The sequence below is a fragment of the bacterium genome (genome assembly GCA_008933615.1).
Lineage (GTDB): Bacteria > CLD3 > CLD3 > SB21 > SB21 > SB21.
This window is the reverse complement of the sequence record WBUR01000031.1, coordinates 12,999-27,370: the sequence shown is the minus strand read 5'-3', so window position 1 is coordinate 27,370 and position 14,372 is coordinate 12,999. Positions and strand designations below refer to the sequence as shown.

The window sequence follows — 14,372 nt, the reverse complement described above, 5'->3', positions numbered from 1 at the left end:
CATGACTTTCTCTGCTCAGGATCTGCGGCAATTATCCGACTCGGGAATTTCAAAAGAAAAAGTTCTCGCCCAAATCGAATTCTTCAAGACCGGATTTCCATTTATCACGCTCGTTCGTCCTTGCACCATGGGTGACGGGCTGTTAACGATTGATCCGCAACAATTCGATTCGCTGATCGTGCTTTTCAATCAAGCCGCATCCCGCGGCCGTGTCATGAAATTTGTTCCTGCCTCCGGCGCCGCAACCCGCATGTTCCATTCGCTCACCACGGTCTGCAATCAATACGAACAATTCCGGGAGTTCCTTATAAGCGAAACAACGGACGATCCGGATGTCAATGCTTGTCTTGATTTTATACAGAATATCGATAAGTTTGCTTTTCACGAAGATATTCGAAACTTAAAACAACTCGTCAATGAGAAACGCTATGACGAGATTATGCGATTAACTCTCACCGAAAGCGGCCCGAATTATAGCGCGTTGCCCAAAGCCCTGATCAAATTTCATCGTTATCCGGATCATTCACGAACCGCTTTGGAGGAACATTTAGTAGAAGCGCTTTCCTATGCGAGGGATGCACAGCAGACCGCTCGTATACACTTTACCATATCCTCTGAGCATCGCGATTTATGCAACGCGCTGATCCAATCCGTATTACCCCGTTATGAAAAAACAAACGGCAAATTGGAGATTACGTTTTCGGAACAAAAAAAATCTACGGATACTATCGCAGTTGATATGCAGGATAAACCCGTTCGCAGTGAGGACGGTAATCTCTATTTCCGGCCGGCGGGACACGGCGCGCTGTTGGAAAATCTGAACGATCTTAACGGCGACATTGTCTTCATCAAAAATATCGATAATGTGGTACCTGACCGTCTCAAGGAGACAACCTATCTGTATAAAAAACTTCTGGGCGGTTACCTCATCCAATTGCAAAATCAGGTGTTCCATTATCTTCAGAAAATTTCCGAAGACAATCTATCTGAAACTGAAATCAACGACGCTTTTATTTTCTCTAAAAAAAAGTTGTCCATTGCATTTCCTACGAATTTTGACAAATTGCCGGCCATTAAACAGACTGAAATTCTGTTCGATAAATTGGATCGGCCTATCCGCATTTGCGGTATGGTGAAAAACCAGGGAGAACCCGGAGGCGGGCCTTTCTGGATACGTGAAAAAAACGGAGCCGTCTCATTACAGATAGTTGAAAAAACGCAGATTGATGTTAAGTCAGACGAACAAAAACGCATTATGGAATCATCTACGCATTTCAATCCGGTGGATCTGGTATGTGGTGTTCGCGATTATAAGGGTGAAAACTTTGATCTGAGACAATTTGCTGACCCTGAAACCGGCTTCATTTCTATAAAATCAAAAGACGGAAAGCCGATTAAAGCGATGGAACTACCCGGCTTATGGAATGGCGCGATGGCTTATTGGAACACGATTTTTGTGGAGGTTCCGCTTATCACATTTAACCCGGTAAAGACAGTCAATGACCTTTTACGGCCTGAACATCAACAAAAGCCTTGATTTTCAATGCGTATTCCTTTATTTTCGCCTTAAGAGGTTACTACGCTGATCAACTTTTGGTTTGAATGATTCATTAGAATAAATTGTCAACTAATTTCGAATTAGGCAGAAATTTTTTAAATTACAAAGCCGTCAGCCTGAGGCTGACACAATTTTATCAATGGCAAACGCCATAATACTATATAAATTGCTCTTTGTATCCATTCCGCGCCCACTGCGGAATGCGGGTTTTATAAATACAATTTTGTATTTAAATACAAACCCAGCCTTTCTGCCTATTCGTACAGAATAGGAAATTCATGAAAAAAGAGATTCTCATCAATTCTACTGCGGCGGAATCACGCATCGCCATTGTCGAAGAAGGACGTTTAGTAGAAATTTTTGTCGAGCGACCCGAAAAAGAACGCATGGTCGGCGACATTTACAAAGGACGTGTAGCCAAAGTCCTGCCGGGCATGAAAGCGGCTTTTGTTCATATCGGCATGAAGCAGGATGCTTTCCTGCACTTCTCCGACATCGGCGACAATACCCACGAATACGCCGCGATGGCTGACGACGATGAATCGGACGATGTCGAAGTGGCCCCGGGAAGCGAGATCCATCAGATCAAAGTCATACATAATCACGACAGCGGCGGCCGTTTTCTGAAAACGGGTCAGGAGATTCTCGTACAGATCATCAAAGAGCCTATCTACAATAAAGGCGCGCGTGTTACTTCGGAAATTTCAATTCCCGGCCGTTTTACCGTTCTGATTCCCAATGAACCGTCTCAAATGATCGGCATTTCGCGGAAGATTCAAAATGTACACGAAAGAAAGAGATTAAAGAAATTAGCCCGTGACGTAAAACCGGCCGGATTTGGATTAATCATACGTACGAATTCTGAAAATAAGGAAGAAGAAATTCTGCGCAACGACATTCAGAATTCTCTCGACACTTGGTATGACGTTGATAAAAAGGCCAAGTCCATGGCTGCGCCCTCGCTGGTCTATAAAGATATGGAGATGGTGTCGAGCATCATCCGGGATCTGTTTTCAAACGACGTGACCCGCGTGCTTGTTGACGACAAAAAGCTATTCCGCTCTATCAGCAATTATATTTCTGTCACAACCCCTCAGTTGCAGGACCGCATCGAGTATTACGGAGACAGGAAACCGATTTTCGACCATTATAATATCGAGCAGGATATACAGCAAAGCATTGAGAAAAAAGTGATGACCAAGAATGGCGGGTATATCATTATCGAGCATACGGAAGCGCTTGTTTCGGTCGATGTAAATAGTGGAAAATTTATGGGTCGCGGATCCTATGAAGACAACTCCATGGCCGTAAACATGATCGCTGCGCGAGAAACCGTTCGGCAACTTCGTTTGCGGGATATCGGCGGATTGATCGTCATCGATTTTATTGATTTACGCGACGAGCGAAATAAGAAAAAGCTTTTTGAGGAAATCAAACGCGAACTGCGGAAGGACCGGGCCAAATTCAGTATTCTGCCGATGGATGAGTACGGTCTGATCGAATTGACGCGCGAACGTATACGCCCGAGTATATTGTTTTCTTTGAGCGAACCCTGTCCCGCCTGCGCCGGATCAGGCCGCGTCGGGAATCGTACGACATTGCACAACAAGATCGATCGATGGGTTCGACGCTACAAAAAAGACCATAAATTTATTTCCAGATTGCAGTTCATGGTTCATCCTGACGTCGTCGATCAACTCGAAATCAAAATAAAGAAAATGAAATGGAAGTATTTTATTTTCGCCGACCTCATCGGTGAAGAAGAAATGCGTATGGACGAATTTCGTGTTTTGACCTTTAAAGACGAAGATGTTACGGACAATTACGCCGTTTAAGCATTAGTTGAGGCCTCCACAACTGGAAAGCATGGTTGATAAATTAAGGCAGAATGGGATATTTTCCGAATCCCACGCATGAATAATCACTGAAGAAAGTTATATTATGATTGAAGATACACAAAGCAAAAGCGATTTCAGGCAATTACCTATAAACAGAGTCGGTATTAAAAATATTCAATATCCAATCACCGTGTCCAATTATTCGGGTAATCTGCAGCGAACCGTTGGCACTTTCGAGATGTATGTGAATCTGCCTCACGACCAAAAAGGCACGCACATGAGCCGTTTTGTCGAAATAATGAACGAGAACAAAGATTGTATTTCGCTTGAAACAGTATTTCAAATAATCGCCGGTATGAAAAAAGAACTGGAATCCGAAACGGCCTATTTAAAAATAACATTCCCCTATTTCGTTGAAAAAGAGGCGCCGGTAACACGAACAAAAAGCTTTATGAATTATGCGATTTCAATTCTCTGTGAGTCTGCCGAATCGGATCAGATGACTTTAACCGTTGACGTTCCTGTTACAACGTTGTGCCCGTGTTCCAAGTCCATCAGTGAATATGGCGCGCATAATCAACGGGGCCTGGTTCGGGTGCATACACGTTTTGCAAATAACATGTCTATGGATTTTGAAGATATAATCAACCGCATTGAAAAAACTTCCAGTTGTGAAATCTTTGCATTACTCAAACGCGAAGATGAAAAATTTGTAACTGAGCGGGCATATGAGAATCCGGTTTTTGTTGAAGATCTTGTCAGGGACATTGCTCTTTCTTTATCTGAAGTGGATCCAATCACATGGTTTAGCGTCGAAGTAACCAATTTCGAGAGTATTCATAATCATGACGCCTATGCGTTTATTGAGGTGGATAAGAAATCTGTGAAGAGCAGCCGGCACGTACACGCTGTTTTAGCCGAATCCGTTTCGTAACTCAGGAGTTAAAATGCCTTTCTATTTAGTAATCTTAATTGCGCTTTTGTCCATGCTTACGTCGTGCTCAAAACCACCTTTTGACGGCGAGTCCGCGATGCGGTACATCGAAAAACAGTGTTCGTTCGGACCGCGCAATCCCAATTCCGAAGGTCACAAACAATGCCTGCAGTTTTTAACGGAAGAACTTAAGAAGTATTGTGAACGCGTTGATCACCAGAATTTCGTTTACGTCGACAAAAAGGATACTTCGGTGAAGCTCAACGGAACGAATATTATCGCGTCGATCAATTTACAACCCAAAAGTAAAAAACGCGTTCTCTTATGCGCACATTGGGACACGCGCCCATGGGCTGATAAAGATCCCGATTCATCTAACCACGATAAACCGATTCTGGGCGCTAATGACGGCGCTTCCGGTGTAGCCGTTCTACTTGAAATGGCAAAAATTCTGAAAGAAAACCCGTTGGATATCGGAGTTGATATTATTTTGTGGGATCTTGAGGATTATGGAGAACATAATGGAGAACTTTTTCCCGATAGTTTGAATCCCTATTGTATCGGTTCCGAGTATTTTGCAAAAAACAACAAGACCTACTGGCCGGCCTATGGAATTTTGTTGGATATGGTCGGCGATAAGAATTTGGATATCCCGATTGAAAAAAATTCATATAACCAAGCAAAAGATGTTGTAAACAAGGTGTGGGATAAGGCTAAGAAATTAAAAAAACCGGCATTTCGTACATCGATAGAAGCGGACGTGTTTGACGACCACATTCCCCTTTTGCGCATCGGCATACCATGTATTAACATTATCGATTTCAATTATCCCGATGCCGGCAACCGTTATCATCATACCCTATCCGATACTCCTGATAAATGCAGCGCGGAAAGCCTGCAGCAGATCGGCGACGTACTTGTTGAAGTGCTATACAGCGAGTAGTATCTCCGTAAATCAGCAAAAAAAAAACATTCGAACATCCGATTGTCATCATCCGGCACGTTCGTGTTACTCTAATGTAAACAGGTATATAATTCGGTATATGAAACAGGTGTCTTAGAGGAAATAAAAAAGAAGCCCGAGAATCACGCAGGATATAACAAACATCAAGACGAGTGCTCCAAGATCGCCCCTATTTTCTTTTGGTTTAGAGTCAGCCATTTAGAATGCCCCCTACCTTTTTATTAAGGTTTTCTACTACCAAAATGAACTAAAGAATTATATTTAATAATAAATTCCAACGGATAAATATACAAGTGTTTTTTTTCCAAAATGTGATTTAATGCACAAAAGATGCTAAAATTTCTCTCTTGCAGCAAATCCGCAGCGCAATAACTTAGAATAGTACCCGATTTTTTAGATATTTCGCTAGCCGATTATTCTTTCAAATGCCCCGGTTATGGGTTAGTTTCATTTTGCAAATTTTCTAACTTCTGAGTATATTAACTCATGATCAGATCAGCCTATCCCTATTTTGCTTTTCTATTGTTACTCATTCCGCTGCTGGTATTTATGATGCTTTATCAGGCACGGAAAAGAAAAAAACTTCTTCTGCAAATTGCAGATAGTAACCTTATCGAAAAGCTGCTTTCTTCTTTCAGTTCTGTCAAAGATTACTTTAAGTCCTATCTCATGCTCACCTGTTTTATCATGATAACGCTTGCGATGATAGGATTTGAAGTCGGCACGAAATATGAACAAGTGAAAATCAGCGGAGTGGATATCGTATTTGCTTTAGATGTATCCACCTCTATGAATGCAGAAGATATCAAGCCCAGCCGCCTCGAAAAGGCCAAGCATGAAATTGCTACATTCCTTGACCAACTGCGAGGTGATCGAGTCGCTCTGGTTATTTTTGCAGGACAGGCATTTATCCAATGCCCAATGACCACCGACTACAGCGCCGTGAGGATGTTTCTTGATGCCGTTACCGTCAATACCACGACATCCGCCGGAACAGATTTTGCTGAGGCCCTCGACGTGATCGCACAAGCATTCCCGCGTAAATCAGGCGATGAATCAACGTCTACAGCCGGAAAAGCGGCGGTCATTTTTTCTGACGGCGAAGACCATAACCCTGAATCCTACAGCCTGCTTGAGAACTTGAAGAAACAAAACATCAAAATTTTTGTTGTCGGTGTCGGAACGACTAATGCCGCTCCCATACCGATCTATGATGAAACAGGAACCGTCAAAGATTTTAAGAAAAGTAACGGTTCGGTTATTACAACTAAACTTGAAGAGGGTTTCGTAAGTCAGTTGGCAAGTGAGTCCGGCGGCGCATACTATGCCGCATCAACCAACGAGCTTGAAGTCAAAAAAATATATCAGGAGATTTCCAAACTGGAAAAATCTGAAAATTCCGACTATCAGTTTACTGAGTTTGAAAACAGATATCAATGGTTCCTGCTTCTTGCCGTTGTCTCTTTGTGTATGGACCTCGTGATACATCGCCGAAAAATAATTAAAGACTAATTATGCTCAATTCACTTGAATTTGCCGATCCTTATTTTCTAATCTTGCTGATTCTGATTCCGGTCATTTTGTTTTGGCGGAAAAGGAAATTTGCCAAATCGGCTGTAGTATATTCAAACGTTCAGACTATTAAGGCTGCAAAGCCTTCTTTGCGACAACGAGTAAAGCCTGTGTTAGAATGGCTTCAAATTCTCGTATTATTTTTACTGATCATAGCCATAGCAAGGCCGCGAACGAGAAACTCACAGTCCAGTATTACAACGGAGGGAATTGACATCATGATGGCCCTGGATGTATCCCGGAGTATGCTGATCGAAGATATGGGAAATTTGAACCGCATGGACGCAGCTAAAGATGTAGCAGAAAAATTCGTTCGCGGACGTCAATCCGACCGTGTCGGACTAGTCGTATTCGCTGGAAAAAGTTTCACCCAATGCCCTTTGACCGTAGATTACCAAATATTAACGTCCCTCATTCGACAGGTTTCTATCGGCGTTGTGGAAGACGGAACCGCGATCGGTATGGGTTTGATCAATTCCATCAATCGCCTCCGTGAAAGCACATCCAAAAGTAAAGTGATTATTTTATTGACGGACGGCCAAAATAACCGGGGAGAAATTGACCCCATGACTGCGGCACAAATAGCGCAGGCGCTGAATATACGTGTATATACCATTGGCGCCGGCAAAGATGGGCTTGCGCGAATTCCGGTGGACGATCCTTTCTTCGGAAAACAATATGTGACCGCTGAAGTAAAAATTGATGAAGAAACATTGAGAGGGATAGCGGAAATAACCGGCGGACAGTATTTTCGCGCTACCCATCTCAAAGCGCTGGAAGAAATCTATGAACAGATCGGACAACTGGAAAAAACAAAAATTGACGTTAAAACCTATTTTCGATACGAGGATTTGTACCCGTGGGTTCTTATCCCTGCTCTACTTCTACTTTTTCTACACTTTGTTCTAATCAGATCCATTTTTCTCGAATTGCCATAAATGAGACAAACTACAAAATCCTTTCAAAAACAATTCCTGGAACACTGCCGTAAAAAAAACTTCTTTTCAAGTAACGACCGTGTATTGCTTGCTGTTTCAGGCGGTATGGATTCTATGGCGCTGTCACACCTCATCGGAATTTTACAGCTTGAATCTAAAATTACAATAGGCATAGCTCATCTAAACCACCGTTTACGCGGCGCCGCCAGTGATCGGGATGAAGCGTTTGTTAAAACATTTGCCTTGTCGCATGAATATCCTTTTCATTGCAAAAGATTGGATGTTCGCAAACAGGCTAAGTTATCAAAGAAATCCATAGAGGAAGAAGCGCATAATTTACGTTATACTTTTTTTGAAAAAACAGCAAAACAGTTTGGTTATAACAAAATTTGCACTGCGCATCATAGAAGCGACCAGGCTGAAACGATTTTAATGCGCATAATCAAGGGTTCCGGCATGTCCGGATTGTCAGGTATTCGTGAAAAACGCGGTTTGTTTGTTAGGCCGTTGCTGGTCTTTTCAAAGGAGGACATTAAAAAATATGTTCAGGCAGAGAAAATCAAGTATGTGAATGACGCATCAAACCGCGATACCGCTATTTTGAGAAATAGAATTCGTCATGATTTAATACCGCTCCTTAGAAAAAAATTCGATCTGCAAATCGAAAAACATTTGATTCAACTGGGTCTTATCGCCGAGGAAACGAAATCGCACTTCAACCGGAATGCTAAAAAGCAGTATTTGCAAGTCTGCAAGGCCTCCGATGGCAAAATAGTCCTTGAAATTAAAGCGTTTAACCGGTATCTTCGGGCTCAACGGCATGCGCTAATTGAATTTTTGTTTTGGAATGAATTCGATCAGAAATTACAATTTTCCGATTACGAAAGGCTTTCCGATCTCATTGAAAAAAAACAAAGCGGAAAGAAAGTCATATTCGGCAATGTCATTTGCCTGAAAACTGCTGATCAAATTATTTTCCTGACGAAGAACCGGCTAGCAAGCCCCGATTTTTGTTTTAGAATTGAAACCGGCCGAAATTATTCCTGGAAAGACCCGGGTTTTTCTTTTCGGAGCTCGTTTTTACCCTATTCGTCTGAACTCAAAAGCAGTTTTGGCCGCATCCTAAATGTTGAATACATTGACAAGGAGAAGATTACAGGACATCTAAGGCTTCGGAATTGGAAAATCGGTGATAAGTTTAAGCCCATTGGTATGAACGGCTTTAAGAAGCTCAGTGATTTTTTTGTTGATAACAAAATACCGGTTCTTAAAAAAAAGAAAATTCCACTTCTCTGTGAAAAGATCGGAACCAAGGAGAATATTATCTGGGTTTGCGGCCTCAGACTAGACGACCGCTACAAAGTCGATAACAGAACACGCCACTTACTTAAACTGGAATATAACCTGAATGAATAAAACCATAACAACAGACCACCATCGATTTAAGATCATGATCTCGAAAGAGGATATTGGTAAAGCAGTGCGTCGGCTCGGAAAAAAAATTACCAAGGATTACAAAAATAAAAACCCCATTCTCGTCGGCATTCTTAACGGTTCATTTTTGTTTGTTGCCGATCTTGTCAGGGAAATTAATACCGAATGTGAGATCGATTTTCTCAAAATCGGAAGTTACGGCGATCATATGCATTCAAGCGGATCCATTCGATTGGACAAAGATGTGAGCGCTAAGTTAGCCGGGCGCCACGTGATCGTGGTTGAAGATATCGTTGACTCCGGGCTATCCATCACGTTTATAAAAAAACATATTGAAAAAATGAAGCCTGCTTCCATTCGTTTTGTCACGCTTTTGTTAAAAAAAGAAAAGGCAAAGACAGATTTTCCGGTTCATTATGTCGGTTTTGATATCGGAAACGATTTTGTCATCGGCTACGGTTTGGATTATGCACAGCGATTCCGGCATCTGAAAGATATTTACGTTACCCATGACTAAAGGAGAAAATATTGTTGATAGATAAACATTTAGCGCTTATGACATCGGAAGGCTCGTCCAACAAAAAACTGAAACCTGAAAAATCAAATTCAGGAAAAAAACGTCCGTCGCCGGACGGGAATCCGAATTTTAAGAATTCGCTGTCCACTTTTTTTCTTTGGCTTGCCATTTTTGCTGCTTTTTTCTTTTTATACCAGATATTTACTGCCACCGGTGACCGTCACATGGAGGTATCTTATTCGAATTACCAAGCTCTGTTATCTCAAGACAAAATCGCCAGTATCCACGTTACGGAAAATGAATTACGTGGAATATTAAAAGAAGAAATCAGCTTTCCGGTCGACGGAGTGCCTGTGAAGTTCAGCCAATTCAAGATCTACCTGCCATTTATTGACAGCAAAATGATCGAAGAATGGAATGCAAAAAACATTAATGTTGAATTTTCAAAAAAAGGGACCGATTTCTCAACCATATTCATTCAAATGCTTCCGTGGATTATCGCCATTGGAATATTTATTTTTATCTTGAGACGCATGCAGGGCGGCGGCGGCGCAAAGAATATTTTTTCATTCGGCAAAAGCCGGGCAAAGATGTCGTCGGATAAAGATCCTCACGTCACTTTTTCCGATGTTGCCGGATGCGATGAAGCGAAACAAGAATTGCAGGAGATCGTGGATTTTCTAAAAGATCCTGATAAATTTACGCGACTTGGCGGACGTATACCCAAGGGTGCATTGCTCCTGGGCCCACAGGGAACCGGAAAGACATTGCTTGCCAGAGCGGTGGCCGGCGAAGCCGAAGTGCCCTTCTTCTCCATCAGCGGCGCCGATTTTGTCGAGATGTTCGTTGGCGTCGGGGCAGCCCGTGTGCGCGACCTTTTTGAACAAGCTAAGAAGAATCATCCGTGTATTATTTTTATAGATGAAATCGATGCGGTAGGGCGATCTCGGGGCGCAGGACTCGGAGGCGGCCACGACGAACGTGAACAGACACTGAATCAATTACTTGTTGAAATGGACGGCTTTGATTCAAACGCCGGTATTATTTTGGTTGCGGCGACAAACCGCCCGGACATACTTGACTCCGCGCTGATGCGCCCCGGCCGTTTTGATCGCCAAATTGTTGTCGACCAACCGGATGTCAACGGACGCGAGGAGATATTGAAAATTCACACGCGAAAGATTCATCTTCATGAAGGCGTTACTCTAAAGAAAATCGCAAAGGGCACCCCCGGTTTGTCCGGAGCTGATCTCGAGAATTTGGTTAACGAAGCGGCATTACTGGCGGCGCGGCGTAATTCCGATGCCGTGGACAACATCGATTTTGAAAACGCCAAAGATAAAGTCATGATGGGCGTTGAACGTAAAAGTATGGTCATTTCCGAAAGTGAGAAGAAAACAACCGCTTACCATGAGGCAGGCCATGCGCTTGTTGCGCGTCTTCTGCCGGATTCGGACCCGGTTCATAAGGTAACCATTATTCCACGCGGTCGCGCGCTCGGACTCACGCATTATCTCCCGACGGATGACCGGCATTCCTATTCCCGGTCGTATATTCAGACCATGCTGACTTACATGCTGGGAGGACGCGGCGCGGAAAAGATCATATTTAACCACTACACAACCGGCGCGAGCAACGATATTGAACGCGCAACGATGTTAGCGCGTAAAATGGTCTGCGAATGGGGCATGAGCGATAAATTAGGCCCGGTTGCTTTCGGCAAAAAAGAAGAAGAAGTATTCCTCGGAAGAGAAATTTCCACCGCCAAAAATTATAGTGAAGAAACGTCCCGTCTCATCGACACTGAAATCAAAGCAATTATTCTTGAGGCGGAGCAAAAAGCCATTCAACTGATCAACGAAAACGTCCAAAATTTACACAATATAGCCGCCGCACTTATTGAACGTGAGACGCTTGATGCGGAAGATCTGGATCTGATCATGAGCGGACAAAGCCTAAAACCACAGGAGACCATTAATAAATCCAATGGTGAAATCGCTGAAGATCAGCCGCATGTCAATTTATAATCAGGCTATTATTGTTAAGGTTGGTGCGCTATATACAGTTTAAAAAGGTCTTTATTAGAACATGGAGAATATAATTCGTTTTTTGTCGGGTGAAGTTCCCGGAGGCTTCTTTCTATATTTCTGTATCATTTTTATTCTTTCCTTTTTTTTCTGGTATATCGTTCGGCATTCACCGGTGGTAAACAAACGAAAATTTTCTATTTTTATGTTTACGGCACTAGGCTTTGTCACTCTGACATTCACCATTCTGCGAATTGCCCGGCCACCCCAGCCTGACGTTATCTATGTAGGCATACTGCCCCTGGAGAATGAAAATACCCCAGCCGATTCTTCACTTCGCAACATGATCGATAAATATTCCGGTACCGGCTGGGCACTGGCCGAAGCATCTTCCCGATACTCCGAATTATCCTCTCCCCAACATATTAATTTTCTAAGGCCGGAATGGCTCGTTAGTTCGCATGACAATGACAGTTTAGGTAAAGTATCCGTTTTTGACGACGCGCATCTTTTGGATTGGGCGACGTTAATTAAGTTAAAATTCCTCGCAGCCGGCACTTTCAAGGTCACCGGCAATATACTGCAGTTAAACATATTGCTCTATGAAATTGCCACACGAAAATCCATACGGCAAATTCCAATTTCAATTCCGCTAACATCGGAAAAAGAATGGGCTGAACGTCTATCATCCGCATCCATTGAACTTTCGAAAATATTGTATCAATATGTTGATGAGCAATTTGATGAATCAAAAATAGATCAAAAAATATTTTTGACGCCGGGCTTATTAAATTACTCCCGTGGAAAATATCTTCTTGCGAACAAATTAATTGATTCGTCGTTATACGCTTTTCAATTGGCATTAAAAAATGACAGCGCCGGCTCGTTGAATTGGTATGGGATGGGCGTCGCTCACGGTGAATTAATGCTGAGGACAAAAGACAACAAAACTCATCAGTTTCATCAGTACCGAACTGAATATTATTTGAAAAAAGCAGGCCAAATCGACGAAACTTTTCAACCGTCCATTTCCGCCCTTGCAAAGTATTACATGTTTTTCAAACCGGAACCTCGCTATCTTGACGCCGAAATCGCTTTGATCGGAGCCAACGAATTATACAACAGAGATTATAACGTATACTACGTCTTGAGCTATATGCAGAAACTGCGATGGGAGTCGTTCGGATTATCTTCTAAGGAGGAAGTTCTTCAAAAGGCCATCCGGCTTAATCCCGGCGGTTTTGACAGTTACATCAATCTAGGCAAATCGTATATCGAGCTCAGCAAACCGCATGATAGCCGCGCGAAATTAGCTATGGATAATTACAGCGTCGCCCACCAGCTTCGCCCAATTGACTTTGAGGCGATAACCGGCATGGTGTTGGCGTGCGATTACGTCGGCATGTATGACCGCGCGCTCAAACTGTTGGAATTCGCTGAAAAAATTCATCCGGAAAAGGCGGATGTATACTATAATCTGGGGATTATTAATTACCATATCGGAGTGAGCTTCAAGCCCAAACGAAAAAAGAATGAAGAACGAGCCCAATACTTGATAGCCGAGGCCTATTTCAAAAAAGCAGTTCAAATGAAACCCAATCACGGTTATGCTTATATGTACTTGGCTAAAATTTATGCGGAATTCAAAAACGACCACGATGCAATAGAGGCTCTTCGAATGGTGATGAAAATACTTGACAGGGACGACAAATACCGTGAAGAGGCCAGACGAAAATTAAATGAATTTTTTCCAGATGTCGAAGGATAGCCGCACAGAAGATTTTTACACGGATTGTCTAACCCGTGTTTATATTATGGGCGTTTTGAACGTTACGCCGAATTCATTTTCAGATGGCGGTAAGTTTTACTCTCCCGAAGCAGCTATGGCGCATGCCATACAATTAAAAGAAGACGGCGCTGACATTGTGGACGTCGGGGGCGAATCGACTCGGCCTGGAGCGGATCCGGTATCACTACAGGAGGAATTAGACCGGACAATTCCGATTATTGAAAAAATAACAAAATCTCTCGACGTACTAATTTCAATTGACACATATAAATCGAAAGTAGCGGATGAGGCTATGCGATCAGGTGCTCACATTATTAACGATATCAGCGGGTTGACTTTTGACCATGATATGATTGCCACCGCAGTACAACACGACGCCGCGTTGGTAATCATGCATATAAAAGGCACCCCAAAAGATATGCAGACAAACCCGCAATATGGTGACGCTGTCAGTGAAATAAAAACCTTTCTGTTCCATGCATGCGAAAAGGCAAAAAAAAGCGGGATTAAAAAAATTATAATTGATCCCGGGTTGGGGTTTGGAAAGAGATTTGAAGATAATTTTCTGATTTTAAATAAACTTGAACAACTTAAATCGCTCGGCTATCCCCTATTGATCGGTTCTTCAAGAAAATCATATCTCGGCAAACCGTTTGATGCTGCGCCCTTGGACCGCCTGGAGGGCACGATAGTGTCTAATATTATTGCTATGCAAAAAGGCGCAAATATTTTGAGGGTACACGATGTAAAATCCATTCGGCGAGCCGTAACTATTGCAGAAAAAATCATGAACCCGTAACT

At 42.7% G+C, this 14,372-nt stretch carries 11 protein-coding genes; all 11 read left to right on the top strand.

The window, feature by feature from the left end; genetic code table 11:
* Nucleotide 1 precedes the first annotated feature (1 nt).
* The 11 genes from F9K33_11930 (at nt 2) to folP (ending at nt 14,370) form a co-directional block, all read left to right on the top strand.
* Entirely contained in the window at nt 2-1,537 is a 1,536-nt protein-coding gene (locus F9K33_11930) for a DUF4301 family protein (GenBank protein KAB2878754.1), read from the top strand.
* 299 nt (nt 1,538-1,836) lie between these two features.
* Nucleotides 1,837-3,393, top strand: coding sequence for an Rne/Rng family ribonuclease (locus F9K33_11925; GenBank protein KAB2878753.1), 1,557 nt, complete (start codon nt 1,837-1,839; stop codon nt 3,391-3,393).
* A gap of 106 nt (nt 3,394-3,499) precedes the next feature.
* Nucleotides 3,500-4,330, top strand: coding sequence for a GTP cyclohydrolase I FolE2 (locus tag F9K33_11920; GenBank protein KAB2878752.1), 831 nt, complete (start codon nt 3,500-3,502; stop codon nt 4,328-4,330).
* A 13-nt stretch (nt 4,331-4,343) separates the two neighbouring features.
* Nucleotides 4,344-5,273: a M28 family peptidase gene (locus tag F9K33_11915; GenBank protein ID KAB2878751.1), complete on the top strand. Its 930-nt coding sequence runs from the start codon at nt 4,344-4,346 to the stop codon at nt 5,271-5,273.
* A 507-nt stretch (nt 5,274-5,780) separates the two neighbouring features.
* On the top strand, nt 5,781-6,806 hold the full coding sequence (locus tag F9K33_11910; protein KAB2878750.1) for a VWA domain-containing protein: 1,026 nt from the start codon (nt 5,781-5,783) through the stop codon (nt 6,804-6,806).
* Between the two features lie 2 nt (nt 6,807-6,808).
* Nucleotides 6,809-7,804: a VWA domain-containing protein gene (locus tag F9K33_11905; GenBank protein ID KAB2878749.1), complete on the top strand. Its 996-nt coding sequence runs from the start codon at nt 6,809-6,811 to the stop codon at nt 7,802-7,804.
* The gene (gene tilS / locus F9K33_11900; GenBank protein KAB2878748.1) at nt 7,805-9,220 is read left to right on the top strand and encodes a tRNA lysidine(34) synthetase TilS; all 1,416 of its coding nucleotides are present in this window, start codon (nt 7,805-7,807) and stop codon (nt 9,218-9,220) included.
* Complete coding sequence (gene hpt / locus F9K33_11895) at nt 9,213-9,755, top strand: hypoxanthine phosphoribosyltransferase (protein ID KAB2878747.1); 543 nt, start codon at nt 9,213-9,215, stop codon at nt 9,753-9,755. The genes tilS and hpt overlap by 8 nt, the downstream gene beginning before the upstream one ends.
* A gap of 38 nt (nt 9,756-9,793) precedes the next feature.
* A complete protein-coding gene (locus tag F9K33_11890) occupies nt 9,794-11,782 on the top strand; it encodes an ATP-dependent metallopeptidase FtsH/Yme1/Tma family protein (GenBank protein ID KAB2878779.1) in 1,989 nt (662 codons plus the stop codon).
* A 61-nt stretch (nt 11,783-11,843) separates the two neighbouring features.
* Nucleotides 11,844-13,550, top strand: a complete 1,707-nt coding sequence (locus F9K33_11885) for a hypothetical protein (protein KAB2878746.1) — start codon at nt 11,844-11,846, stop codon at nt 13,548-13,550.
* Entirely contained in the window at nt 13,537-14,370 is an 834-nt protein-coding gene (gene folP, locus F9K33_11880) for a dihydropteroate synthase (GenBank protein ID KAB2878778.1), read from the top strand. The genes F9K33_11885 and folP overlap by 14 nt, the downstream gene beginning before the upstream one ends.
* The last annotated feature ends 2 nt before the right edge of the window (nt 14,371-14,372 follow it).

Excerpts from the sequence above, each read along its gene's own strand:
- F9K33_11930 (KAB2878754.1), top strand. The coding sequence starts at position 2 with ATGACTTTCTCTGCTCAGGATCTGCGGCAATTATCCGACTCGGGAATT.
- F9K33_11915 (KAB2878751.1), top strand. The coding sequence starts at position 4,344 with ATGCCTTTCTATTTAGTAATCTTAATTGCGCTTTTGTCCATGCTTACG.
- F9K33_11910 (KAB2878750.1), top strand. The coding sequence starts at position 5,781 with ATGATCAGATCAGCCTATCCCTATTTTGCTTTTCTATTGTTACTCATT.
- tilS (KAB2878748.1), top strand. The coding sequence starts at position 7,805 with ATGAGACAAACTACAAAATCCTTTCAAAAACAATTCCTGGAACACTGC.
- hpt (KAB2878747.1), top strand. The coding sequence starts at position 9,213 with ATGAATAAAACCATAACAACAGACCACCATCGATTTAAGATCATGATC.
- F9K33_11905 (KAB2878749.1), top strand. The coding sequence starts at position 6,809 with ATGCTCAATTCACTTGAATTTGCCGATCCTTATTTTCTAATCTTGCTG.
- F9K33_11920 (KAB2878752.1), top strand. The coding sequence starts at position 3,500 with ATGATTGAAGATACACAAAGCAAAAGCGATTTCAGGCAATTACCTATA.
- folP (KAB2878778.1), top strand. The coding sequence starts at position 13,537 with ATGTCGAAGGATAGCCGCACAGAAGATTTTTACACGGATTGTCTAACC.
- F9K33_11890 (KAB2878779.1), top strand. The coding sequence starts at position 9,794 with ATGACATCGGAAGGCTCGTCCAACAAAAAACTGAAACCTGAAAAATCA.
- F9K33_11925 (KAB2878753.1), top strand. The coding sequence starts at position 1,837 with ATGAAAAAAGAGATTCTCATCAATTCTACTGCGGCGGAATCACGCATC.
- F9K33_11885 (KAB2878746.1), top strand. The coding sequence starts at position 11,844 with ATGGAGAATATAATTCGTTTTTTGTCGGGTGAAGTTCCCGGAGGCTTC.